We start from the raw sequence: 21,809 nt of genomic DNA on the forward strand, positions 1-21,809 counted from the left end.
AATCAGGGGACCTGCGTTCAGAAAATCAGCACGTAGGTCTTGCGCACGGTTTCCTCGATGTCCCAGACGCCGAGGCTGTTGGCCGGCAACATCAGGGCATCGCCCGCTTCGATGTGCAGGGTCTCCCCCTCGTCCGGGGTAAAGGTGCAACGCCCCTGGATGAAGTGACAGAATTCCTGGGCAACGATCTGCCGCCGCCAGCGACCGGGGGTGCATTCCCAGACGCCGGTCTCGACGCCGTCATCGCGTTCGACGCTGGTGGTCGAAGCCACCGCCACCGGCATGCCCAAAGGTACGGCGACCGGGTTCGACTCTTGCAGTTGCAGGGTGGCGGTGTTCTTGAATTGGGTGATACGCATGGGAGTACCTTTCAGTGAAGAAAACGCTGTTTAGTGCATGAATCCTTCCATGAACCCCGCGACCCCGCTGGCGAGCTTGCGCCGCCAGGGCGCGCTGGCCGGGTTGGCCAGGGTCCGGTCTTCGTGGACGAAGCTGCGGATGATCGCGTTGTAGCCAAGCCAGCGGCAGGGTTCGGGCTCCCAGGCCTTGAGCGCATCCAGGCCACCTCGGGGAACCACCCACGGTTGGCGGACCCGCTCGGTGTCGCGTTGCAGGATCAGGTCGGCAAGGGTCCTGCCACCCAGGTTGCTGGCACCGACCCCCTCCCCGCCATAACCGCCGGACAAGGCGATGCCGCTGGCCTGGTCACACAACATGTGTGGCTTGAAATGCCGCGACATGCCCAGGTTGCCGCCCCAGCCATGGGTAATCTGCACATTGCGAAGCTGTGGGAAGAGTTCGCCGAACAGATACTGCCGCAACTCGATTTCGCTGCGCGTCAGGTCGAAGTCATGGCGCAGCTTGCCGGCAAACCGATAGCCGCCGCGGGCGCCGAAGATCAATCGGTTATCGGCCGTGCGTTGGCCATAGGTCACTTGGCGACTGCTTTCGCTGAACGCTTGGCCGTGACTCAGGCCGATCTCGTCCCAGGTGGCGGCCGACAGCGGTTCGGTGGCCACGATCAAGCTTTGCACCGGTAACTGATACCGCCCCAGCGGCGGCAAGGTCACCGAATAGCCTTCGACCGCCGGTACCACCCAGCGGCTGCGCACCGAGGCCCGTGCTGTGCGCAGGCTACCGGACTGCCAATGGTTCACCGGGCTGTTCTCGTAAATCCTGACGCCCAGGCGCTCGACTGCGCGCGCCAGTCCCCGCACCAGCTTGGCCGGATGCAGGGTCGCGACGTGAGGCGCATAGATTGCGCCATAAGGCTTGGCCACGCGGATCTGCTGCGCCAACTGCTCCGGGCTCAACCAGCGGTAGTCGCTTTCGTTGAGGCCCTGGCTGTACAGCTTGTCCAGGTACTGGCGCAGGCTGGCTTCCTGCTCGGGGTAGCGGGCGGCACAGTAGAGGGCGCCACCTTTGCGATAATCGCAGTCGATGTCTTCACGATCGATGACGTTTTTCACTTCATCGGGAATGCCATGGAGCAAATCGTAAGAGGCACGACGCTGCTCGGGAGACGAGGCGGCGAGCATCCGGTCTTCGCCCAGCAGATTGCCCATCAACCACCCGCCGTTACGCCCCGACGCTCCAAAACCGGCGGTTTGCGCCTCTAAGATGACGATGTTCAGGTCAGGCGCCTGGCGCTTGAGGTAGTACGCGGTCCATAGCCCGGTGTACCCCGCGCCAATAATGGCGACGTCAACGTCCAGATCCTGTTCCAGCGCCGCACGCGCCACCAGAGGCTCGTCGAGTTGATCCATCCATAAACTGATAGTGCGCCACGCCGCCATGCAAGACTCCGCCACTCAGACTTCGATGGCGTTGATCCTAGTGGGTAGGCTCAGACGCCGTCTTGCGCGCGTGCACGCAAAGAAATTTGTTTGACGTAGGCCTTGGGCGACAGGCCGGTGTGCTGGCGGAAACAGCTGTAGAACGCCGACAATGAGTTGAAGCCGGCGGCAAACGCCAGCTCGTCGGTACGCACCGGTAGCGTGGCACTGTCCAGCGCGTTGAGCAGATGCTGCAGGCGTGCCTGGTTGACGTAGCGATAGAAGCTCTGCCCAAGCACCTGGTTGAGCAGATAGGAAATCTGATTGCGACTGTACCCGCACTCCTGCGCCACCCGTTGCAGGTCGAGCTCCGGGTCGAGATAAGGTTGCTGGCGTTGAAAATATTGCTGCAGGTCGTCGGCCATGAAGCTCAGCTGACGCGGCGACAGGCCCAGTCGACTGGCCGCCGGGCGTTGGGCGCCAGTGGTTTTGCGGGTAGGCTGCTCGCGCACCAGTGATGCGTATTCGTTGACTCGCCAGATCAAACCGTCCTTCACGGTGATCGCTTCACTGGCGCGAAACGACACCAGCCCCTCGCCACCACGCAGGGTGATGCGGTACTGGATGAACGCGGTGTTGCCGTCCAGGCGTATGCGGTCCGTGTGTTCCAGGGCTTCGTCCGGTTCACGGGGCATGCTGCTGTGCACATAGTCACGTAGCTCAGCCAACCCCATTACCCGGTTCTGGAAAAAATCGTTGTATTGGACTTCGGGATGATACAGCGCCATGACCCCGTCCAGATCGCGGTGTTTCCAGCGCAAGTGGTACTGCATGACCGTCTCGCCCGTGGCCTGGGTTTGCAGCGGGCCATCATCTGCGGCGTGCATGGCAGGTCTCGAAGAAAAGTGCCGAGCTTGCCCAAATTTGCCCGCGTCTTCAATGGCTGACGGCGCCTGCCTGTTGCGCAAACGTTGGCGTACGTGACCTGCATCAAAAAAATCGCAGCAATTGCCAAACGGCCTGAAAATTCCACATTTATTTCACATCCAGGTGCTACTTTTAAAGACTGTCACTGGTTGAGCCATTGAAGGCTCTTCCCTCCTAACGTGAGCTAATGGAAGCGCTCGATGAAGAAGGCGGGCAACACATGAATAGAGGGTTCAGCAAGGTTACTTTTCCAAATGCCTGCCAGCTGATGCGCTGGCATTTCCATCCCATGGGTTTTGAGGCAAGCATGGACGCCCCGGGCAGCATGATCGCCCGTCTGTTTGATCGGGCCAGTGGCGAGACCATGATCGCCATCGCCGGTATTCCGTGCTCGACGGTCATGAACGCCGCTGACGTCGAGCGAATAATCGAAGCCGTGGAGGATGAGCTTGAAGCCTTCATTCCTCCGGTGGCCTTCAGGAGTTACGCCTGAAAGCAGGCCTGCGCCYATCCAAAAGCCCACGATCMGGTGGGCTTTTTGTTTTCTGGTYGTACACCGATCTCCTGTAGGAGCTGGCTTGCCAGCGAAGAGGCCCGCCAGTCCAATACARAATTCAAGACCGCCTTCGCCGGCAAGCCGGCTCCTACAGGTCCCGTGCAATGCCACGAGGGTCCGGTGCAATACCATGCTGTATGTGTAGGAGCTGGCTTGCCAGCGATGGCGGCCTGACAGACGACCTATTACCTGTTGACCGCGTACATATCCATTGCCGGGGTAACGGCCATCTATGGTTTCGCCCTTACGGCGAGTCCCTTTGGCAAACGCCGGAGGCCGGCCCAGCCCAAATGAACCATTTCCATCCCATGGGTTTTGAGGCAAGCATGGACGCCCCGGGCAGCATGATCGCCCGTCTGTTTGATCGGGCCAGTGGCGAGACCATGATCGCCATCGCCGGTATYCCGTGTTCGACGGTCATGAACGCCGCTGACGTCGAGCGAATAATCGAAGCCGTGGAGGATGAGCTTGAAGCCTTCATTCCTCCGGTGGCCYTCAGGAGTTACGCCTGAAAGYAGGCCWGCGCCCATCCAAAAGCCCACGATCAGGTGGGCTTTTTGTTTTCTGGTCGTACACCGATCTCCTGTAGGAGCTGGCTTGCCAGCGAAGAGGCCCGCCAGTCCAATACAAAATTCAAGGCCGCCTTCGCCGGCAAGCCGGCTCCTAGAGGGCTCACGCCGTTGTCTTGGCCTGTCGATGATCGGCAAAGAACGCCTTGCCCTGACCGATACGGTCCGACGCCTTGGGCATGTTCACCGCCTGGGCCTCCTGCGCGTCGACGTACCAATAGCAATGACTCACGGCCCGGGTAATTCCCACGTACGCCAGGCGCAGGATCTCGTCTTTCTGCGCATTGTCATAAGGTTCGCTGTCACCAGCCTTGCCCAGCCCCGCCATGCGGTACACCTGGTTCTTGTACGGCGAACGGGTCAGATGCTGGCAATCGCCGAGCAGGAATACCGCGTCCGCCTGAAGCCCCTTGGCGCTGTGATAAGTCAGTTGCTTGAGGCGCCGGTCTTCGTAGGGCAATCTAGAATCAACATTAACTACGGATTGAATATGCTGTTCTATCAATAATTTATCGCTACTTTTTCGATAAAGCATCAAGATTGAATCGCCCTTGCGGTAGTGTTCAATCAGGCGCTGGGCCATGCCCTGGTCATCCCGGTCCAGCACATTGACCGGCAGCAACGCCTTTGGCTCACCGCTGGCCTTGGCCTTCTTTCCTGCAATCGCAGGCGCGGCCCGCACGATGTGTTCGGCGGCGTCGATGATGTACTGGTGGCTGCGGTAGTTGTCGCTGAGCATGACCTTGGTGGTACTCGGCGACGAGAACGTTTTGTTGAACTCCATGAAATAGCTCGGCGAACTGCCGCGCCATCCGTAGATCGACTGCCAGTCATCCCCCACGCACAGCAAAGACGAGTGCTGGGCGCCGCGCCCTGTGTGCATGGCCGGACCGCGGCTGCGGATCTCGGCCAGGCTGGCGCGGATCCACGAGACGATTTGCGGCGAAACATCCTGGAACTCGTCGATCATCAAGTGCGACAGCGGCCGCAACAGCTCGTCGCTGAGCAGTTTCAGGTTTTCCGGGGAATGTTCGCTGAACAACGCGAACATGCGGTTATAGGTCATGACCGGCGGCTTCTGGTCGAGCAAATGATCCTCCAGGGCTCGCCAGAACAGACTCAATGCCTCGAAGAAAAACCGGTCCGGGTCGTCCTTGGCAAAGCTCATCTGGCCCACCGCCGTCGGCACATCCAGGCCGAGGTTTTCAATGAACCCGGCGGCGGCGACAAAACAGTCCAGCAATGGCGCAGACGCCAGCTCACCCTTGACCTTGTAATCGAAGCCTGGTCCGGCGCTGGCATCGCCAGCAAGGGACGCCAACACGCGCTTGGATGACTCGTAACTATCGAGCCATATCAATGGCTTACGACAGAAAGCTTGAAACAGGGTGCGTTTCACCGCGCTTTCCGCTCGCAGCGTCAGCTTGGCGTTGGGCCGGGTCAGTTGCGGATTTTCCCCTGGGTCGAAACCCAAGACCACCCAGGCGTCGAGTGAGGGGATGTAACCGTGGCAATGAAAGGCGCTGCCATTGATATCAAACGCCTGGCGATTGGGCTCAATACCCTTGATTGGCCAGGCACCGGCGCGAAACCACAAGTCTTCCACCAGGTCGCAGAGTTCTTCATCGCGCTTGGCGGCCAGCTCGGTGACAGCCACGCGCTTCTGTACATCGGGGTGATCCCGCTCCAGCTCCTTGAGTTGCAAGGCGTGGCGCGACAACGGCTGGATCAGCTCGCGAAAACGTTCATCGCGGCTATGCAAGGCGTGATAACAGGCGTTGAGTTGCTGACGCTGAGCCTCATTGATGCGCAGGTCGAACGGGTTGCTGTCCGCCTCCTCATCGGCACCTTGCGCTCGGTGACTGAGGTTTTCGAAGGCTTGCAGACGCTCGAAGCCCGGCAGGCTGCGGACCATCGGCAGTATCCGCGAATGGAAGGTGCGCACAAGATCACGCGCTTCCTTGAGACTGACAGCCCGCCCCCACAACGCGAACAGCTCGATCAGTTTATTGATGAAGTCCTTGCGCGACTCGCGGGTGAAGGTCACCACCGTCATCGATCCCAACTCGAACCCCAGGTAGTGGCTCAACAGCAGAATCCGCAGGACCAGCGTCGTCGACTTCCCAGCGCCCGCCCCGGCAATCACCGACGTCGACGGCGTGCCACTGAAGATCATCTTCCATTGCGCGGCGCTGGGCTGGGCATGTGCCGGCAGCAGCCGGGCAACGTCGACCTTCATGCGCTTCTTCAATTCGGCGCTCAATGGCAGGCGCCAGTCGTCGAACAGATGATCATCGATGTTCGGTGGCCGATGCTCGGTGCAACGCGAGTCACGAATCAGCAGGACTTGCCGGCCCTCTTCCAGCCCTTCGAGCTTGCCTTCCTTGTATCCGTAGTCCACTCCGGCGCTATGCCCGCTGCGAAAACCGTCTGCCTGACCGTGCAACCAGGACGCGCGGTGCTGTGCGCGAAGGCGTGTCAGGCCATGACCAAAGAAGCGCGCTGCCAGGCGTTTGAGCAGTGGCATCTCGGCCAGGGGGCGAAGTTCAGGCGGAAGATCGGGGGTGTGTTGCGGCACGCGGACGGACTCCAGGGTGTGAGGCTGTTGGGGGCTATGGTGTCTGTATTTGCCCTTCAGTTCTAGTGAATTGCTTATGACTCATCGACTTATGTGCGGTATTGAAGGCTGGATAACACAAATTCGAAGCATATTTATATCAATCCGTTCGATAATTATGAGGCACTTTTTACGCTTTTTATCGATTGGTACCTGTTGGATGATGCCCGTCATCAACCACCGGTCTCGATTCGTGGCCAGGCGATTACGCCCCATGTCGAGCCTTTCAGGAGACGATCATGCTTGAACTCAGACCTTTCAACTCGCTGGGCGGCGCCCATCATGGCTGGTTGGATGCCCATCACCACTTTTCGTTCGCCGAATACCATGACCCCAAGCGCATGAACTGGGGCAACCTGCGGGTATGGAACGATGACGTGATCGCCCCAGGCACCGGTTTCCCACAGCACCCGCACCGGGACATGGAAATCATCACCTATGTCCGTGAAGGTGCCATTACCCATCAGGACAACCTGGGCAACAAGGGTCGCACCGAAGCCGGTGATGTTCAGGTCATGAGCGCCGGCACCGGGATCGCCCACAGCGAATACAACCTTGAAGCGGCACCGACCCGGATCTTCCAGATCTGGATCATTCCCGACGAAACCGGCCTGGCACCTTCCTGGGGTGCCAAGCCGTTTCCGAAAGGCCAGCGCGAAGGCTTCGTAACCCTGGCCAGCGGCAAGGCCGGTGACGATCAAAGCCTGCGTATCCGCGCCAATGCGCGACTGGTGGCGGCGAACCTGAAGGCCGGGGAAACCGCTGAGTATCACTTGGACAGCGGCCGTCGTGCTTATCTTGTGCCGGCCACTGGAGTCATTGAAGTCAATGGCTTGCGTGCACAAGCTCGAGACGGTGTCGCGGTTGCCCAAGAGCAGGTGTTGCGGGTGACGGCCATTGAGGACAGCGAAATCGTGCTGGTGGACCTGGCTTGATTCATTGAATGCCGAAAAAAAGGGCGACCGTGAGGGTCGCCCTTTTTTGGGTTCGAACATTGCTGGTGCCCGGGCTGCCGTCTTCGCTGGCAAGCCAGCTCCTGCAGGATTCATGCAACCTTTGCAGGAGCTGGCCTGCCAGCGATGAGGCCCTCGATCACTTCGCGGAAATTGCGCCATCCACCAGCGTCTGCGCCTCGGCCACCAACTGCTTGAGGTGGTCGTCGCTGACAAAGCTTTCCGCATAGATCTTGTAGATGTCTTCGGTGCCCGACGGACGCGCCGCAAACCAGCCGTTTTCAGTCATGACCTTCAGACCGCCAATAGCCTGGTCGTTACCCGGTGCGTGGCTGAGGATGCTCTGGATCGGCTCGCCCGCCAGTTCAGTCGAGGTGACTTGGTCGGGCGACAACTTGCTCAGCAGGGCTTTTTGTTCCGGGTTGGCCTTGGCATCGACCCGCACCGAGAACGGCTCGCCCAGTTCATCGGTCAGGGCACGATAAGCCTGGCTTGGATCGCGACCGGTACGGGCGGTCATTTCAGCGGCCAGCAAGGCCGGGATCAGCCCGTCCTTGTCGGTGCACCAGACGCTGCCGTCCTTGCGCAGGAACGAAGCCCCCGCGCTTTCTTCGCCACCAAAACCCAGCGAGCCATCGAACAGGCCATCGGCAAACCACTTGAAACCGACCGGCACTTCGTAGAGGCGGCGCCCCAGGCGTTTGGCCACACGGTCGATCAAGCCGCTGCTGACCACGGTTTTACCCACCGCGGCATCGGCTCGCCAGTGGGGCCGGTTCTGGAACAGATAATCGATCGACACGGCCAGGTAGTTGTTCGGCGCCAGCAGGCCGCCAGAGGGGGTCACGATGCCATGACGGTCGTGATCCGGGTCGCAGGCGAACGCCACGTCGAAGCGTTCTTTCAGACCGATCAGTCCCTGCATCGCATGAGTGGACGATGGGTCCATGCGAATCTGGCCGTCCCAGTCCACGGTCATGAAACGGAAGGTAGAGTCGACCTGCTTGTTCACCACGTCCAGGTCCAGGCGGTAGTGCTCGGCAATCGCCGACCAGTAGCGCACGCCTGCGCCACCCAGCGGATCGACGCCAAGGCGCAGCTTGGCATCACGGATGGCGTCGAAATCGATCACATTGATCAGGTCGGCGACATAGGTGTTGAGGTAATCGTGACGATGGGTGGTGCTGGCCTTCAGCGCCTGCTCGTAGCTGATGCGCTTGACCCCGGCGAGCTTGTTCGCCAACAACTCATTGGCCTTGGCTTCGATCCACTTGGTGATATGGGTATCGGCCGGGCCGCCATTGGTCGGGTTGTATTTGTACCCCCCGCTTTGCGGCGGGTTGTGGGACGGGGTGATGACGATGCCGTCCGCCAGGCCCGAGGTACGCCCGCGGTTGTAGCACAGGATGGCATGGGATATGGCTGGGGTCGGCGTGTATTCGTCACCTTCGGCGATCATCACCGTCACGCCATTGGCGGCCAGCACTTCCAGGGCGCTGGCGCCGGCCGGTGTGGACAATGCGTGGGTGTCGATGCCGACGAACAACGGGCCATCGATGCCTTGGGCCTCGCGATACAGGCAGATGGCCTGGCTGATCGCCAGAACATGCCATTCGTTGAAACTCAAGTCGAACGAGCTGCCTCGGTGCCCGGACGTGCCAAAGGCCACTCGCTGGGTCGAAATGGCGGCATCGGGCTGGCCGGTGTAATAGGCCGTTACCAGTCGCGGGATGTCTACCAACAATTCTGCCGGTGCCGGTTTGCCCGCAAAAGGACTGAGTGTCATGCAAAACCTCTGGAATGGAGTTCGGGGGTAGGATCGGAGTTTACTGGCAGTTTGACCTTAGCGCGATGGAATCGATCCATTGGCCTCACCTGGCCTGGCTCAATCGATGGCTTCCAGGCGCAACGCATCCCCCAGCAAGCCCAGCGCGGCGGCCAGGTCCTGGTCGCTGCCAAAGCCATGGCTCAAGCGCAAATGTTGCGCATGCAGGCCTTGAAGACTGAACAGCTCCCCGGGCGCAACCAACACCTGTTGTCTGAGCAAACGCTGGAATACCCTGCTCATATCGACACGGCGCAGCGAGCGCAGCCATATCGTCGCGCCGCCCTGGGGCTCGACGTACTGCAAGGCATCGCCCAATCGCTCCTGAAGCAGCCGGGTCATTTGCTCCTTGCCGTCCTTCAAGCGCCGGCGCAGTACCTGCAGGTGCTGATCGATTCGTCCGTTGCTGTACAGGCGCGCGATGGCTTTCTGGCGGATAGGCGACAGGCGAAAGGCGCGTAATAGAAATTGCCGTTGCAGTTCGCTGCTCATATGCCGCGAGAGCAGATAGCCGTAAGGGGCTTCCGGGCCGATGATCTTTTCGAAGGTGGAAAACACCATCAGGCGCTCCGGAGCCAACAGGTCGCGAAATCGCAGCTGATCGGGCTCAAACCCGAGCTCGCCATAACAATCGTTTTCCAGCACCCAAGCGCCATGCTTTTGCAGTATTTGTGCGATCGCTTGCCGGTTGTCATCGGGCGCCTTGCTGCCCCGGGGCATGTTCAGCCCGGACGATACCATCACCAATCGCACCGGCTCCGCTTCCAGGAGGTCCTTGAGGCGCTTGCAATCCAGACTGCCGTCGCCCAGCAGCGGCCATTCGACGACCTTCACGCTGGCAGCCTGAAACAGGCGCAGGATCGCCCAATCACAGGGCGCCTCGACCACCACCGTGGCGTCCTTGAGAGCCAACACGACGATCAGTATTTCCAGTACGCCGCGAAGGTCGGCGCCGATGTAGATGTCATCGGCATGCCAGCAGCGCACCGGCGAAGTGGTGTAGCGGGCCGCCAATGCGGTGCGCAGTTCCAGCTCGCCACAAGGTTGCGCAGACGGTTGCGGCTGGCGTGGGTATTGGCGCAGCAACTCTCTTTCCAGCAGCAAAAGCGGGCTGTCGAGGGGTTGCAGCAAGGCCGGTTCATCCGCGCTGAGGACCAGCATGGCGGGAAGACGGGCGTTGACATAGACACTCTCAAGCAGGTCACTGCCGTCATAGAGCGTGCTGTTGGGAGCGACCGGTAGCGCGTAATAACCGGATTTGGCCACCGAATAGACCCGCCCCTCCTTTTCCAGCAGCGAGTATGCGTACTGGATGGTCGAGATCGAAACGCCCAGGCGCTCGGACAGTTCACGCAAGGACGGCAGGCGGACACGGCTGTCGCTCACAGGTTCGCTGATCAGGCTGGTCAGGTAACGGTAAACCGCCTGATAGGCGAAATCGGTTTCACGGTGTCCTTTCATGACAGGCAACCACACCCATGGCGGTGGCCATCGTGCACAGTCGAAGGTGTCGACAACATGAGCACGTTCAACGCCCTGCCGACCATTCACGGCACACAGGCATTTCGTCGCTTGCTTGCACGGGCATTGAGGCATCGCTGTCGGGTGGGTTCATCGAGTGGCTCTGCGCCACAGACGGCCCCATGCGATACAGCGTACCGATCAGACTGACCGGCAAACCGCTGACATCGACCATCCACTGCAGGATCTGCTCCGCGACCGGATGCCCCTGCATGGCGCGATGCAACTCGGGCAGGGCCACCAGCATGCCCGGATGACATTGGCGCAGGAAGCGCTCCAATGCGGCACCCTGCTCGACAAAAGGCGCGAACAGCAGGCACACCCATTGCGTCTCGTTCAGGCCAAAACACTGCTGCGCCTCCTCGGCGGCCCTTGCGCGCTGCCCGGCCAGGTTCGCCGGGTTGCCATACACCTCCTCCGCCCGTTCATACAAGCATTCCGGCAGCTGGTTACGACGCATCAACACCAGGGCGCGCTGCAGATAGTGGGCAACACCGGTTTCGTAGGTGCCACCCTGGATATAGCAAGCATGCAATCCGCGCAGATACGCCGAGACAGCCACGCTGACCTGCTGGTTTTCACCCAGATGAGCCGCCAGTTCATCGGCCTTGAATCCCAGAAACTCGGTCAGCAGCGGCCAGCGTTCTTCAAGGTGGCTGACCAGCACGTCGTGAATATCGATGTAGGTGGTACGACGGCAGGCTTCAAATTGGTCAGCCGGACGCCAGGTCTCCTGGCCGTAGTCGGCATAGAACGCCTGGTAACAATCGCAGCCCAACTCATCGAGCAACATGAACAACCCGCCATAATCCGCCTCGTAACGGTTCGACGTCTCGAAGCCAGCCTTGGCGGCGGCACGCTTGAGCCCTTCGATGAAGCGCTTCTGCCGGCGAGGTGAGTCACCGCTGACCCAGGCATCGACGCCATTGTTCCAGCGGGCAATTTGTCCATGGAACTCGGCTGTGGCCAGATACCCGTCGTCCCACAGGTCAAGCGGACCATCCACGGCACGACGATGGCCGATCATCAGCATGTTCGTCCGATTGGCTTCTCGCCCGGCACTGGAAACCGGTGCCTGGTGATCGAACGGCAGCACCTCCCGGTTATCGACCATCAGCACTTCGACACGGGGATCGTCGTAGACGAACAAGGCGCTGTAGCTGCGATGGATGTTATCCAGCGCCAGTTGGCTCATGCCATTGAGTCGCAGGGTAGCGACCCGCAACTGGAAGGTCGCGGGTGCCCGACTGGCGATGGTCAACTGAGCGGCTCGCAACAAGGCCAAGGTGTAGCAACTGTCTCGCGACCCACACTGAACGGCCAATACCTTGTAGTCACCAATTCGATCCATGCCCCCGGCGGCGACCCCCAGGCGCTGTATCAACAACTGCAATGCGGTGCGTTCGGCGCGTGAAAAAAAGCTCAGCAGTCGTTGCAGCACTTGTTGATAGACATAGTTCATCGCCTGATCATGGATATGGGTCATTTCTATTTACCTGATATTCGTAAGTTCGACACAGCGCAAACAACTGCACGCACAGCGCAAAGGGATGCCTGAATGGAGATTAATTATCTGGACTTTATTACCAAATGCTAACACTTAAGTTTTTGGTCATCATTTGAAATAATTGATCGTGACAAGCGAAACAGACACGCGCGACCCTGCGCACAGGCCCTGCACGGGGGCTTGTTGCGATGGCCTTCGGCGTCCTAGGAAATGTCTGACAGAGTCCCACAGACATTTAATACAAAAAATGAGGAAAGTAGCTTCTCGTAATAATGTGACGAGCGCACAACAAACCGCTAGTTGTCGAACATATGTCATCGACGGGCATTGAAAAGTATCGGCTAGATACCTGGCCATGACTCATTCCTTGAGATGAAAGTAATCATGCAATTATCAGTACTTGGATGTTGATTAGAAGCTACAGATCGAGAGCAAAAACCGGTTCAGTTGCTGAACCGACCCACCTTCTGGCTGGTGGGACGTCTCATGTCGGGGGAAGTGCTGGGGGCAAGCGCTGGGGTGAACGCTCAAAACGCAAGAGTCCGCGCAGGCGCGGACTCTTTGAGGGGGTCAGGCAGGTTCGACTTGCAGGGCAACCCTTTCGCGACATGGGCATTCGTCCATGTAGCGGTGTGCTTCGACAAACTCGGTAAACGGGAAGACCCGGGTCTTGAGCGGTAGCAGCACGCGATCGGCGGTCAGCTGGTTGATATCGCGCAAGGCACGTTGCAGTGCGACCTGGTCCTGGATGATGCCCAGTTCCGGCTTGCCGGTGAAGTTGCCGATGCAGTGGACGAAGAACTGAATGTTCTTCTGGAACGCCGCACACGCCGGGAATGGGGTCTGGTTACCACCTTGCAGGCCGTACAAGACCAGGCTGCCGCGAGGCGCCAGTACGTCGCCGAGCAAGGACATCTGCGGGCCACCCAAACCATCGAACACCACATCCACGCCGCGGTTGTCGGTGATCTTGTTGATCCGCATCAGCAGATCTTCTTCCTCGGTGACGATGACTTTCTCGGCACCCAGCGACAGCAGGTATTCACGCTCGTCCGCGGACTTGGTCGCGGCGATCACTCGTACGCCCAGGGCCTTGCCCAATTGCACGAAGGAAGGGCCGGCGCAGTGACTGGCGTCGGTAACCAAGGCAAATTGGCCGGGCTTGACCCGTGCCAAATCGACATAGCCAAAGTAGGCAATCAACAACGGCGTGTAATGCACGCTGGCTTCGATCGGGCTGAGTACATCAGGGTATCGGGTCAGCGACGAGCGCGGCAGCACAATCAGCTCCCCGTAGACCGGATAATCGTTTGGGCTCTGGGCCGGGAAACTGGCAACCTTGTCACCGACTGCCAGGTCATCGACACCCTCACCGACAGCGGTGACGATACCGGCCATCTCCTGGCCAATACCCGCAGGCAGACGGGCGTGTGACGACGCCAGGTTCTGGCGCCAGAGAGTGTCGTACCAGCTGATGCCAATGGCTTCGACGCGCACCTGCACTTCGCCCGGTGCAGGCAGAGCAGCCGCATGCTCTTCGCATTTGAGCACCTCGGCTGAACCAAACTTGTGAAAACGGATCGTGCGGGACATCGCAAACCTCGCCAATTGAACCTCTAATGCCTTGAACTCTAGCTGGGCTTTCAACCCAACACTATCAGTGGCTATTAATAGTCGACATGCCTGTCATTGATTCCGCAGCTGCGGCGACATCGTCAAATGTCGCTAGAAACCGAAGCCGCCTTTGTGGGAAAACTGAATTACTCGGTGCAGAGTACCAGCCTTTACCCTTAATATTCCTGCTGGCCATTGTTCCCATATGGCCGCTCACGTCAAGTTTGCTGACTCTGCCAGGACTCAAGATGAATCGTAATGACCTGCGTCGTGTCGACCTGAACCTGTTGATCGTATTCGAAACCTTGATGCACGAACGCAGCGTGACCCGTGCCGCGGAGAAACTGTTCCTCGGCCAGCCCGCCATCAGCGCGGCGCTTTCACGTTTGCGCGGGTTGTTCGACGACCCATTGTTCGTGCGTACCGGTCGCAGCATGGAACCGTCCGCGCGGGCGGTCGAGATCTTCGCCCTGCTCTCCCCCGCGCTGGATTCGATTTCCACCGCCGTCAGCCGTGCCGCCGAATTCGACCCGGCCACCAGCACCGCGGTATTTCGCATCGGGCTGTCGGACGACGTCGAATTCGCCCTGCTGCCCATGCTGCTCAAGCGGCTGCGTGCCGAATCGCCAGGCATCGTCCTGGTGGTGCGGCGAGTCAACTACATCCTGATGCCCGGCTTACTGGCTTCCGGCGAAATTTCCATCGGCGTCAGCTACACCACCGATCTGCCCGCCAATGCCAAGCGCAAAGTGTTGCGCCGCAGCTCGCCAAAACTGCTGCGCGCCGACACCGTGCCGGGTCCATTGAGCCTGGATGACTTCTGCGCGCGTCCCCATGCGCTGGTGTCGTTTGCCGGTGACCTCAGTGGCTTTATCGATGAAGAGCTGGAAAAACTCGGGCGCAAGCGGCATGTGGTGCTGGCGGTGCCGCAGTTCAACGGGCTGAGCACGCTGTTGAGCGGCACCGATATCGTCGCCACCGTGCCGGACTACACGGCTGACGCGCTGACGGCGGCTGGCGGCGTGCGAGCGGAAGACCCACCCTTGCCGGTGCGCAGCTTTGAATTGCACATGGCGTGGCGGGGGTCACAGGATAATGATCCGGGGGAACGTTGGTTGCGTTCGCGGATACAGATGTTCTTCGGCGATCCGGATAGCCTGGCTTGATCTGAAGGGTGTATTGAGGCTGATGGCCTCATCGCTGGCAAGCCAGCTCCTACAATGACCTTGTCGTGCACAAATCGCGAACCTGTAGGAGCTGGCTTGCCAGCGATGGCCGTGACGCGGCCTCAAGCCCAGACCATTGCAAATCCGGAAACACACAATTGCCATCAACCGAGTTGATCGCCTGCTGACGCAAGGCGCAGGCTAGAGAGCTGCCCAGGCCTCTCCTATCATTCCGAATGATAGTTACCTTCGCCCCATTCGATTCGTGCGATACAACCCTGCCGAGCATCATTCGCCAATCTTAATACATTGGCGGATGCATCCATGGAACAGTCACTCAAACATTTGCGCTTGCCGTTGGCCATGTTGGCCGTAGTGGTGATGAGCGCCTGCGGCAAGGCACCAGAGTCTGCCGCCACCCTGCCCGCAGCCAAGGTCAGCGTCGCCAAGGTGCTGGAACAACCGGTCAACGAGTGGGACGAGTTCACCGGGCGCCTGGAAGCGCCGGAAACCGTCGAGATTCGTCCACGGGTCTCGGGCCAGATCGATGAGGTGGCCTTCACCGAAGGCGCCCTGGTCAAGAAAGGCGACCTGCTGTTCCAGATCGACCCGCGTCCATTCCAGGCTGAGGTCCGTCGCCTCGAAGCACTGGTCGCCCAGTCCCGCGCCAATGCCACCCGCAGCGAAAACGAAGCCCAGCGCGGCGAACGCCTGCGCACCAGCAATGCGATTTCTGCCGAACTGGCTGACTCGCGCACCAGCGCTGCCCAGGAAGCCCGCGCCGCCGTCGGCGCCCTGCAGGCGCAGCTTGACCTGGCCAAATTGAACCTGAGCTTCACCCGTGTCACCGCGCCCATCAGCGGTCGCGTCAGCCGTGCGGAGATCACCGCCGGCAACCTGGTGACCGCCGATACCACCCCGTTGACCAGTGTGGTCTCCACCGACAAGGTCTACGCCTACTTCGATGCCGATGAGCGTGTGTTCCTCAAGTACACCCAGCTCGCTCGCCAGGGCAAACGCGGCGCCACCACCCCGGTGTACATGGGCCTGTCCAACGAAGACGGCAACCCGCACCAGGGCCAGATGAACTTCGTCGACAACCAGGTCAATCCGAAAACCGGCACCATCCGCGGTCGCGCCGTGTTCGACAACAGCGACGGCAGCTATACCCCGGGCCTTTATGCGCGCCTGAAACTGGTGGGCAGCGGCACCTACAACGCCATGTTGATCAACGATGAGGCCGTGGGTACGGACCTGGGCAAGAAATTCGTGCTGGTGATGGATGCCGACAACAAGACCGCGTATCGCGCCGTCGAGCTGGGTCCGAAAATCGAAGGCCTGCGCATCGTGCGTAACGGCCTGAACAAGGACGACACCATCATCGTCAAGGGGCTGCAGCGAGTACGTCCAGGTTCGCCCGTCACCCCTGAAGTCATCCCGATGGCCAGCGAGCAAACCCTCGCGGCCCTGGCCCAACAACGACAAGCGCTGGAAGCCAGCAACCTGCCTCAAGTCGCGCCCGCCAAGGTCGCACCGGGTGTGGTTGTGAAAGTGGCTGCTGCGACTCCACGCGGTTAAGGGATAACGACTCCGATGAATTTTTCCCAATTCTTCATTTCACGGCCGATCTTCGCCGCAGTGCTGTCGCTGCTGATCCTGATCGCCGGCGCGATCTCGCTGTTCCAGCTGCCGATCAGCGAATACCCGGAAGTGGTGCCACCGACCGTTGTGGTGCGCGCCAACTTCCCCGGTGCCAACCCGAAAGTCATCGGTGAAACCGTGGCGGCTCCCCTGGAGCAAGCCATTACCGGCGTCGAGAACATGCTGTACATGTCCTCGCAGTCGACCGCCGACGGCAAGATCACCCTGACCATCACCTTCGCCCTGGGCACTGACCTGGACAACGCCCAGGTGCAGGTGCAGAACCGCGTGACCCGGACCGAGCCAAAACTGCCCGAGGAAGTGACGCGCATCGGTATCACCGTGGACAAGGCGTCGCCCGACCTGACGATGGTGGTGCACCTGACCTCGCCAGACAAACGCTACGACATGCTGTATCTGTCCAACTACGCGATCCTCAACATCAAGGATGAGTTGGCGCGCCTGGGCGGTGTCGGTGATGTGCAGCTGTTTGGCATGGGCGACTACTCGCTGCGTGTCTGGCTCGATCCGAACAAGACCGCGTCGCGCAACCTCACCGCCACTGACGTTGTCACCGCCATTCGCGAGCAGAACCGCCAGGTGGCCGCCGGTGCATTGGGCGCTCCCCCTGCCCCGAATGCGCAAAGCTTCCAGCTGTCCGTCAACACCCAGGGCCGCTTGGTCAGCGAGGAGGAATTCGAGAACATCATCATTCGCTCTGGCGACAATGGTGAGATCACCCGCCTCAAGGACATCGCCCGCGTCGAGCTGGGCTCCAGCCAGTACGCATTGCGCTCGCTGCTGAACAACCAGCCGGCAGTGGCAATCCCGATCTTCCAGCGCCCGGGCTCCAACGCCATCGAGATCTCCAACGAAGTCCGGGCAAAAATGGCCGAACTTAAGAAGAGTTTCCCCGAAGGCATGGACTTCAGCATCGTCTATGACCCGACGATCTTCGTGCGCGGCTCCATCGAAGCGGTGGTTCACACCCTGTTCGAAGCGCTGATCCTCGTGGTCCTTGTGGTGATCCTGTTCCTGCAGACCTGGCGTGCCTCGATCATTCCGTTGGTGGCGGTGCCGGTATCGCTGATCGGTACCTTTGCCGTGATGCACCTGTTCGGCTTCTCGTTGAACGCCCTGTCGCTGTTCGGCCTGGTACTGGCGATCGGTATCGTGGTGGACGATGCGATCGTGGTGGTGGAGAACGTCGAACGGAACATCGAACTGGGGCTCACCCCGGTCGAAGCCACCAAGCGCGCCATGCGTGAAGTGACCGGCCCGATCATCGCCACGGCCCTGGTGCTCTGTGCGGTGTTCGTACCGGCAGCCTTCATCTCCGGGTTGACCGGGCAGTTCTACAAGCAGTTCGCCCTGACCATTGCCATTTCGACGGTGATCTCGGCCTTCAACTCCCTGACCCTGTCGCCGGCACTGGCGGCCGTGCTGCTCAAAGGTCATGACGCACCCAAGGACCGTTTCTCCAAGGTCCTGGACACGATGTTCGGCGGCTGGTTGTTCCGTCCGTTCAACCGCTTCTTCGAAAAGGCCAGCCACGGTTATGTCGGCACCGTTGCCCGCGTGATCCGCTCAAGCGGCATCGCCCTGCTGCTGTACGCAGGCCTCATGGTGCTGACGTTCTTCGGTTTCTCCAGCACCCCGACCGGTTTCGTGCCCGGCCAGGACAAGCAATACCTGGTGGCCTTCGCCCAGTTGCCGGATGCCTCGAGCCTGGACCGCACCGAAGACGTGATCAAGCGCATGTCCGACCTGGCCCTGAAACAGCCTGGCGTGGAAAGCGCGGTGGCCTTCCCTGGCCTGTCGATCAACGGCTTCACCAACAGCCCGAACGCCGGCATCGTGTTCGTGACCTTGAAACCCTTCGAAGAGCGCAAGGACCCGAGCATGTCCGCCGGTGCGATTGCCGGTGCCTTGAATGGCCAGTACGCGGACATCCAGGAAGCCTACATGGCGATTTTCCCACCGCCGCCGGTACAAGGCCTGGGCACCATCGGTGGTTTCCGCCTGCAGATCGAAGACCGGGGCAACCTGGGCTACGAAGAGCTGTACAAGGAAACCATGAACATCATCGCCAAGAGCCACAGCGTTCCGGAACTGGCAGGCCTGTTCACCAGCTACACGGTGAACGTGCCGCAGGTCGATGCAGCCATCGACCGGGAAAAAGCCAAGACCCACGGCGTGGCCGTCAGCGACATCTTCGACACCCTGCAGATCTACCTGGGTTCGCTGTATGCCAACGACTTCAACCGTTTCGGCCGCACCTATCAGGTCAACGTCCAGGCGGAGCAGCAGTTCCGTCTGGAGTCCGACCAGATCGGTCAGCTCAAAGTGCGTAACAACAAAGGCGAGATGATCCCGCTGGCGACCTTCATCAAGGTCAGCGACACCTCGGGCCCCGATCGCGTCTCCCATTACAACGGTTTCGTCACTGCGGAAATCAACGGTGCCGCAGCTCCCGGCTATAGCTCCGGCCAAGCGGAAAAAGCCATCGAGAAACTGCTCAAGGAAGAACTTCCCAACGGCATGACCTACGAATGGACCGACCTGACCTACCAGCAGATCCTGTCCGGCAACACCGCGCTGTTCGTCTTCCCGCTCTGCGTACTGCTGGCGTTCCTGGTGCTCGCAGCGCAGTACGAAAGCTGGAGCCTGCCGCTGGCGGTGATCCTGATCGTGCCGATGACCCTGCTCTCGGCCATTACCGGTGTGATTGCTTCGGGAGGCGACAACAACATCTTCACCCAGATCGGCTTGATCGTACTGGTGGGGCTTGCCTGCAAGAACGCGATCCTGATCGTCGAGTTCGCCAAGGACAAACAGCTCGAAGGCATGAATCCGCTGGCCGCGGTCCTGGAAGCCTGCCGCCTGCGTCTGCGACCCATCCTGATGACCTCCTTCGCGTTCATCATGGGTGTGGTGCCACTGGTGTTCTCCAGCGGTGCCGGTGCCGAGATGCGTCACGCCATGGGTGTGGCGGTGTTCTCCGGGATGCTCGGGGTGACCTTCTTCGGTCTGCTGCTGACGCCGGTGTTCTATGTACTGATTCGCAACTTTGTCGAGCGCGGCCAAGCGCGCAAAGCCAACAAGGCCGCCCTGAAGCTGGAGTCGCACTGATGAGTTTGAAAGCTTTCCTGCCGAGCCTGCTGGCATTGGCGCTAAGCGCCTGTGCCGTGGGCCCCGACTACAAGACCCCGGTCACTGAACCGGCGAATATCACCACGGCCACCGACGGCGCTGCCGGCCAGAAGAACTTTGACCGCTCGCGTTTCGAAGGCATCTGGTGGCAGCAGTTCGAAGACCCGACGCTCAACCAGTTGGTGACCGAGTCCCTCAAGGGCAACCGCGACCTGCGCGTCGCGTTCGCCCGCTGGAAGGCGGCCCGGGCGATCCGTGATGACGTCAGCAATGACGCCATGCCGACCATCACCAGCCGGGTCAGCAGTGACCTTGGCAAAGGGCAGATACCGGGCGAGACCACCGACCGGGTCAATCAGGAGCGCTACGACCTGGGCCTGGACATGGCCTGGGAGATCGACCTGTTCGGCCGCATCCAGCGCAACCTGGAATCGGCCAACGCCGAGCAGCAGGCGTTTGAAGCCGACCTGTACCAACTGCAAGTGACCATGATCGCCGAACTGGTGGACGCCTACGGCCAACTGCGAGGTGCGCAGCTGCGCGAGAAAATCGCCCTGGCCAACCTTGAAAACCAGCAGGAGTCACGCAAGATCACCATCAGCCTGCGCGATGCCGGCGTCGGCGATCAGCTTGATGTGGAACGCGCCGACGCACGCCTGGCCTCGGTCGAAGCCAGCGTGCCGCAATTGCAGGCCGAGCAGGTCCGGCAGAAAAACCGTATCGCCACCCTGCTGGGCGAACGTCCGGACAAGTTGACCGTGGACCTGAGCCCGAAAAACTTGCCGGCCATTGCCAAGGCCCTGCCGATTGGCGATCCGGGCGAACTGCTGCAACGCCGTCCGGACATTCGCAGCGCCGAACGCCAGCTCGCGTCGGCCACGGCGCGTATCGGCGTAGCCAAGGCCGATCTGTTTCCGCGCGTCAGCCTCAGCGGCTTCCTGGGCTTCACCGCCGGGCGTGGTTCGCAGATCGGTTCCTCGGCGGCCAATGCCTGGGCACTGGGCCCGAGCATCACCTGGGCGGCCTTTGACCTGGGCAGCGTACGCGCCCGTTTGCGCGGCGCCGATGCCGATGCCGAAGGCGCCCTTGCCACTTATGAGCAGCAAGTATTACTGGCTCTGGAAGAATCGGAGAACGCCTTCAGCGACTATGGCAAGCGCCAGCAGCGGCTGATTTCGCTGATTCGCCAGAGCGAATCGAGCCGCTCCGCCGCCGACCTCGCCGAGATCCGCTACCGCGAAGGCACCGCCGACTTCCTCGTGCTGCTCGATGCCCAGCGTGAGCGCCTGGCCGCCGAAGACACCCAGGCCCAGGCCGAAGTCGACCTGTATCGCGGCATCGTCGCGATCTACAAGGCCCTCGGTGGTGGCTGGCAACCGGAGACGGTGGCCAGCAAGTAAGCGTCTTTAAAGAGCTCCTTTGGTTGGCCGCAACCAACCAATTTTTTAGCCCTGCGCCTCATTCGGTCGCGGGGCTTTTTTTTGCCAAAAAAACACCTCCCCTGTAGGCGCTGGCTTGCCAGCGAAGGCGCCGGGGCAGTCGACAGCAATGGCGGCTGTTAGACCGTTTTCGCTGGCAAGCCAGCTCCTACAGAGGGGCTTTGCCAGGCACCGATTTTGTGTACGACACCGATTAACTGTAGGAGCTGGCTTGCCAGCGAAGGCGCCGAGGCAGTCGACAGTAATGGCGGCTGTTAGACCGCTTTCGCTGGCAAGCCAGCGCCTGCAGGGGGGCTTTGCCAGGCACGGATTTTGTGTACGACGCCGATTAACTGTAGGAGCTGGCTTGCCAGCGAAGGCGCCGGGGCAGTCGGCATCGATGGCGACTGTCAGACCGCTTTCGCTGGCAAGCCAGCTCCTACAGGGGGGCTTTGCCAGGCACGGATTTGGTGTACGACGCCGATTAACTGTAGGCGCTGGCTTGCCAGCGAATGCGGTGGGTCAGTCGGCAGCAATGGCGGCTGTTAGAGCGCTTTCGCTGGCAAG

The 21,809-nt window shown here is 60.5% G+C and carries 15 protein-coding genes; 7 read left to right on the forward strand and 8 right to left on the reverse strand.

What is annotated here, in order from left to right; genetic code table 11:
• Nucleotides 1–17 precede the first annotated feature (17 nt).
• Genes BKX96_RS10010 through BKX96_RS10020 form a run of 3 tightly spaced genes read right to left on the reverse strand, consistent with a single transcriptional unit; the run spans nucleotide 18 to nucleotide 2,662 of the window.
• On the reverse strand, nucleotides 18–359 hold the full coding sequence (locus BKX96_RS10010; RefSeq protein WP_077183718.1) for a cupin domain-containing protein: 342 nt from the start codon (nucleotides 357–359) through the stop codon (nucleotides 18–20).
• 30 nt (nucleotides 360–389) lie between these two features.
• A complete protein-coding gene (locus tag BKX96_RS10015) occupies nucleotides 390–1,796 on the reverse strand; it encodes an NAD(P)/FAD-dependent oxidoreductase (protein WP_077183720.1) in 1,407 nt (468 codons plus the stop codon).
• Nucleotides 1,797–1,846: 50 nt separating this feature from the next.
• The gene (locus BKX96_RS10020) at nucleotides 1,847–2,662 is read right to left on the reverse strand and encodes a helix-turn-helix domain-containing protein (RefSeq protein WP_046819082.1); all 816 of its coding nucleotides are present in this window, start codon (nucleotides 2,660–2,662) and stop codon (nucleotides 1,847–1,849) included.
• Nucleotides 2,663–2,922: 260 nt separating this feature from the next.
• On the opposite strand from BKX96_RS10020, the gene BKX96_RS10025 reads away from it, so the two are divergent.
• Together BKX96_RS10025 and BKX96_RS10030 are read left to right on the forward strand one after the other, a co-directional pair.
• The gene (locus BKX96_RS10025) at nucleotides 2,923–3,195 is read left to right on the forward strand and encodes a DUF1652 domain-containing protein (protein WP_077183892.1); all 273 of its coding nucleotides are present in this window, start codon (nucleotides 2,923–2,925) and stop codon (nucleotides 3,193–3,195) included.
• A gap of 353 nt (nucleotides 3,196–3,548) precedes the next feature.
• On the forward strand, nucleotides 3,549–3,770 hold the full coding sequence (locus BKX96_RS10030; RefSeq protein ID WP_077183721.1) for a DUF1652 domain-containing protein: 222 nt from the start codon (nucleotides 3,549–3,551) through the stop codon (nucleotides 3,768–3,770).
• A gap of 160 nt (nucleotides 3,771–3,930) precedes the next feature.
• Here the strand turns inward: BKX96_RS10030 and BKX96_RS10035 are convergent, their stop codons facing one another.
• Nucleotides 3,931–6,405, reverse strand: coding sequence for a UvrD-helicase domain-containing protein (locus BKX96_RS10035; RefSeq protein ID WP_077183722.1), 2,475 nt, complete (start codon nucleotides 6,403–6,405; stop codon nucleotides 3,931–3,933).
• Nucleotides 6,406–6,683: 278 nt separating this feature from the next.
• On the opposite strand from BKX96_RS10035, the gene BKX96_RS10040 reads away from it, so the two are divergent.
• Nucleotides 6,684–7,379, forward strand: a complete 696-nt coding sequence (locus tag BKX96_RS10040; protein ID WP_046819079.1) for a pirin family protein — start codon at nucleotides 6,684–6,686, stop codon at nucleotides 7,377–7,379.
• Nucleotides 7,380–7,536: 157 nt separating this feature from the next.
• Here the strand turns inward: BKX96_RS10040 and pgm are convergent, their stop codons facing one another.
• The 4 genes from pgm to BKX96_RS10060 all read right to left on the reverse strand — a co-directional run bounded on the left by pgm (nucleotide 7,537) and on the right by BKX96_RS10060 (nucleotide 13,843).
• Nucleotides 7,537–9,183 (reverse strand): phosphoglucomutase (alpha-D-glucose-1,6-bisphosphate-dependent), encoded by a 1,647-nt coding sequence (pgm, locus tag BKX96_RS10045; protein ID WP_046819078.1) that lies wholly within the window; start codon nucleotides 9,181–9,183, stop codon nucleotides 7,537–7,539.
• A 99-nt stretch (nucleotides 9,184–9,282) separates the two neighbouring features.
• On the reverse strand, nucleotides 9,283–10,683 hold the full coding sequence (locus BKX96_RS10050; protein ID WP_077183723.1) for an aminotransferase-like domain-containing protein: 1,401 nt from the start codon (nucleotides 10,681–10,683) through the stop codon (nucleotides 9,283–9,285).
• A gap of 67 nt (nucleotides 10,684–10,750) precedes the next feature.
• Nucleotides 10,751–12,229: a hypothetical protein gene (locus BKX96_RS10055; protein WP_077183724.1), complete on the reverse strand. Its 1,479-nt coding sequence runs from the start codon at nucleotides 12,227–12,229 to the stop codon at nucleotides 10,751–10,753.
• A 591-nt stretch (nucleotides 12,230–12,820) separates the two neighbouring features.
• Nucleotides 12,821–13,843, reverse strand: a complete 1,023-nt coding sequence (locus BKX96_RS10060; protein ID WP_046819075.1) for a zinc-dependent alcohol dehydrogenase family protein — start codon at nucleotides 13,841–13,843, stop codon at nucleotides 12,821–12,823.
• 269 nt (nucleotides 13,844–14,112) lie between these two features.
• Here BKX96_RS10060 and BKX96_RS10065 point away from each other — a divergent pair, with 269 nt between their 5' ends.
• From BKX96_RS10065 to BKX96_RS10080, 4 genes are all read left to right on the forward strand, one after another.
• On the forward strand, nucleotides 14,113–15,030 hold the full coding sequence (locus BKX96_RS10065) for a LysR family transcriptional regulator (RefSeq protein ID WP_034146545.1): 918 nt from the start codon (nucleotides 14,113–14,115) through the stop codon (nucleotides 15,028–15,030).
• A 324-nt stretch (nucleotides 15,031–15,354) separates the two neighbouring features.
• Nucleotides 15,355–16,608: a multidrug efflux RND transporter periplasmic adaptor subunit MexE gene (gene mexE, locus BKX96_RS10070; RefSeq protein ID WP_077183725.1), complete on the forward strand. Its 1,254-nt coding sequence runs from the start codon at nucleotides 15,355–15,357 to the stop codon at nucleotides 16,606–16,608.
• A 15-nt stretch (nucleotides 16,609–16,623) separates the two neighbouring features.
• The gene (locus BKX96_RS10075; RefSeq protein WP_077183727.1) at nucleotides 16,624–19,803 is read left to right on the forward strand and encodes an efflux RND transporter permease subunit; all 3,180 of its coding nucleotides are present in this window, start codon (nucleotides 16,624–16,626) and stop codon (nucleotides 19,801–19,803) included.
• On the forward strand, nucleotides 19,803–21,224 hold the full coding sequence (locus tag BKX96_RS10080; protein WP_046819072.1) for an efflux transporter outer membrane subunit: 1,422 nt from the start codon (nucleotides 19,803–19,805) through the stop codon (nucleotides 21,222–21,224). Before BKX96_RS10075 ends, BKX96_RS10080 begins: the two co-directional genes overlap by 1 nt.
• Nucleotides 21,225–21,809: the final 585 nt, after the last annotated feature.

It is taken from the genome of Pseudomonas putida, from assembly GCF_001976065.1.
GTDB classification, from domain to species: domain Bacteria; phylum Pseudomonadota; class Gammaproteobacteria; order Pseudomonadales; family Pseudomonadaceae; genus Aquipseudomonas; species Aquipseudomonas serbica.

Excerpts from the sequence above, each read along its gene's own strand:
- BKX96_RS10065 (WP_034146545.1), top strand. The coding sequence starts at position 14,113 with ATGAATCGTAATGACCTGCGTCGTGTCGACCTGAACCTGTTGATCGTA.
- BKX96_RS10020 (WP_046819082.1), bottom strand. The coding sequence starts at position 2,662 with ATGCACGCCGCAGATGATGGCCCGCTGCAAACCCAGGCCACGGGCGAG.
- BKX96_RS10080 (WP_046819072.1), top strand. The coding sequence starts at position 19,803 with ATGAGTTTGAAAGCTTTCCTGCCGAGCCTGCTGGCATTGGCGCTAAGC.
- BKX96_RS10010 (WP_077183718.1), bottom strand. The coding sequence starts at position 359 with ATGCGTATCACCCAATTCAAGAACACCGCCACCCTGCAACTGCAAGAG.
- mexE (WP_077183725.1), top strand. The coding sequence starts at position 15,355 with ATGGAACAGTCACTCAAACATTTGCGCTTGCCGTTGGCCATGTTGGCC.
- BKX96_RS10015 (WP_077183720.1), bottom strand. The coding sequence starts at position 1,796 with ATGGCGGCGTGGCGCACTATCAGTTTATGGATGGATCAACTCGACGAG.
- BKX96_RS10060 (WP_046819075.1), bottom strand. The coding sequence starts at position 13,843 with ATGTCCCGCACGATCCGTTTTCACAAGTTTGGTTCAGCCGAGGTGCTC.
- pgm (WP_046819078.1), bottom strand. The coding sequence starts at position 9,183 with ATGACACTCAGTCCTTTTGCGGGCAAACCGGCACCGGCAGAATTGTTG.
- BKX96_RS10040 (WP_046819079.1), top strand. The coding sequence starts at position 6,684 with ATGCTTGAACTCAGACCTTTCAACTCGCTGGGCGGCGCCCATCATGGC.
- BKX96_RS10055 (WP_077183724.1), bottom strand. The coding sequence starts at position 12,229 with ATGACCCATATCCATGATCAGGCGATGAACTATGTCTATCAACAAGTG.
- BKX96_RS10050 (WP_077183723.1), bottom strand. The coding sequence starts at position 10,683 with ATGAAAGGACACCGTGAAACCGATTTCGCCTATCAGGCGGTTTACCGT.
- BKX96_RS10025 (WP_077183892.1), top strand. The coding sequence starts at position 2,923 with ATGAATAGAGGGTTCAGCAAGGTTACTTTTCCAAATGCCTGCCAGCTG.
- BKX96_RS10075 (WP_077183727.1), top strand. The coding sequence starts at position 16,624 with ATGAATTTTTCCCAATTCTTCATTTCACGGCCGATCTTCGCCGCAGTG.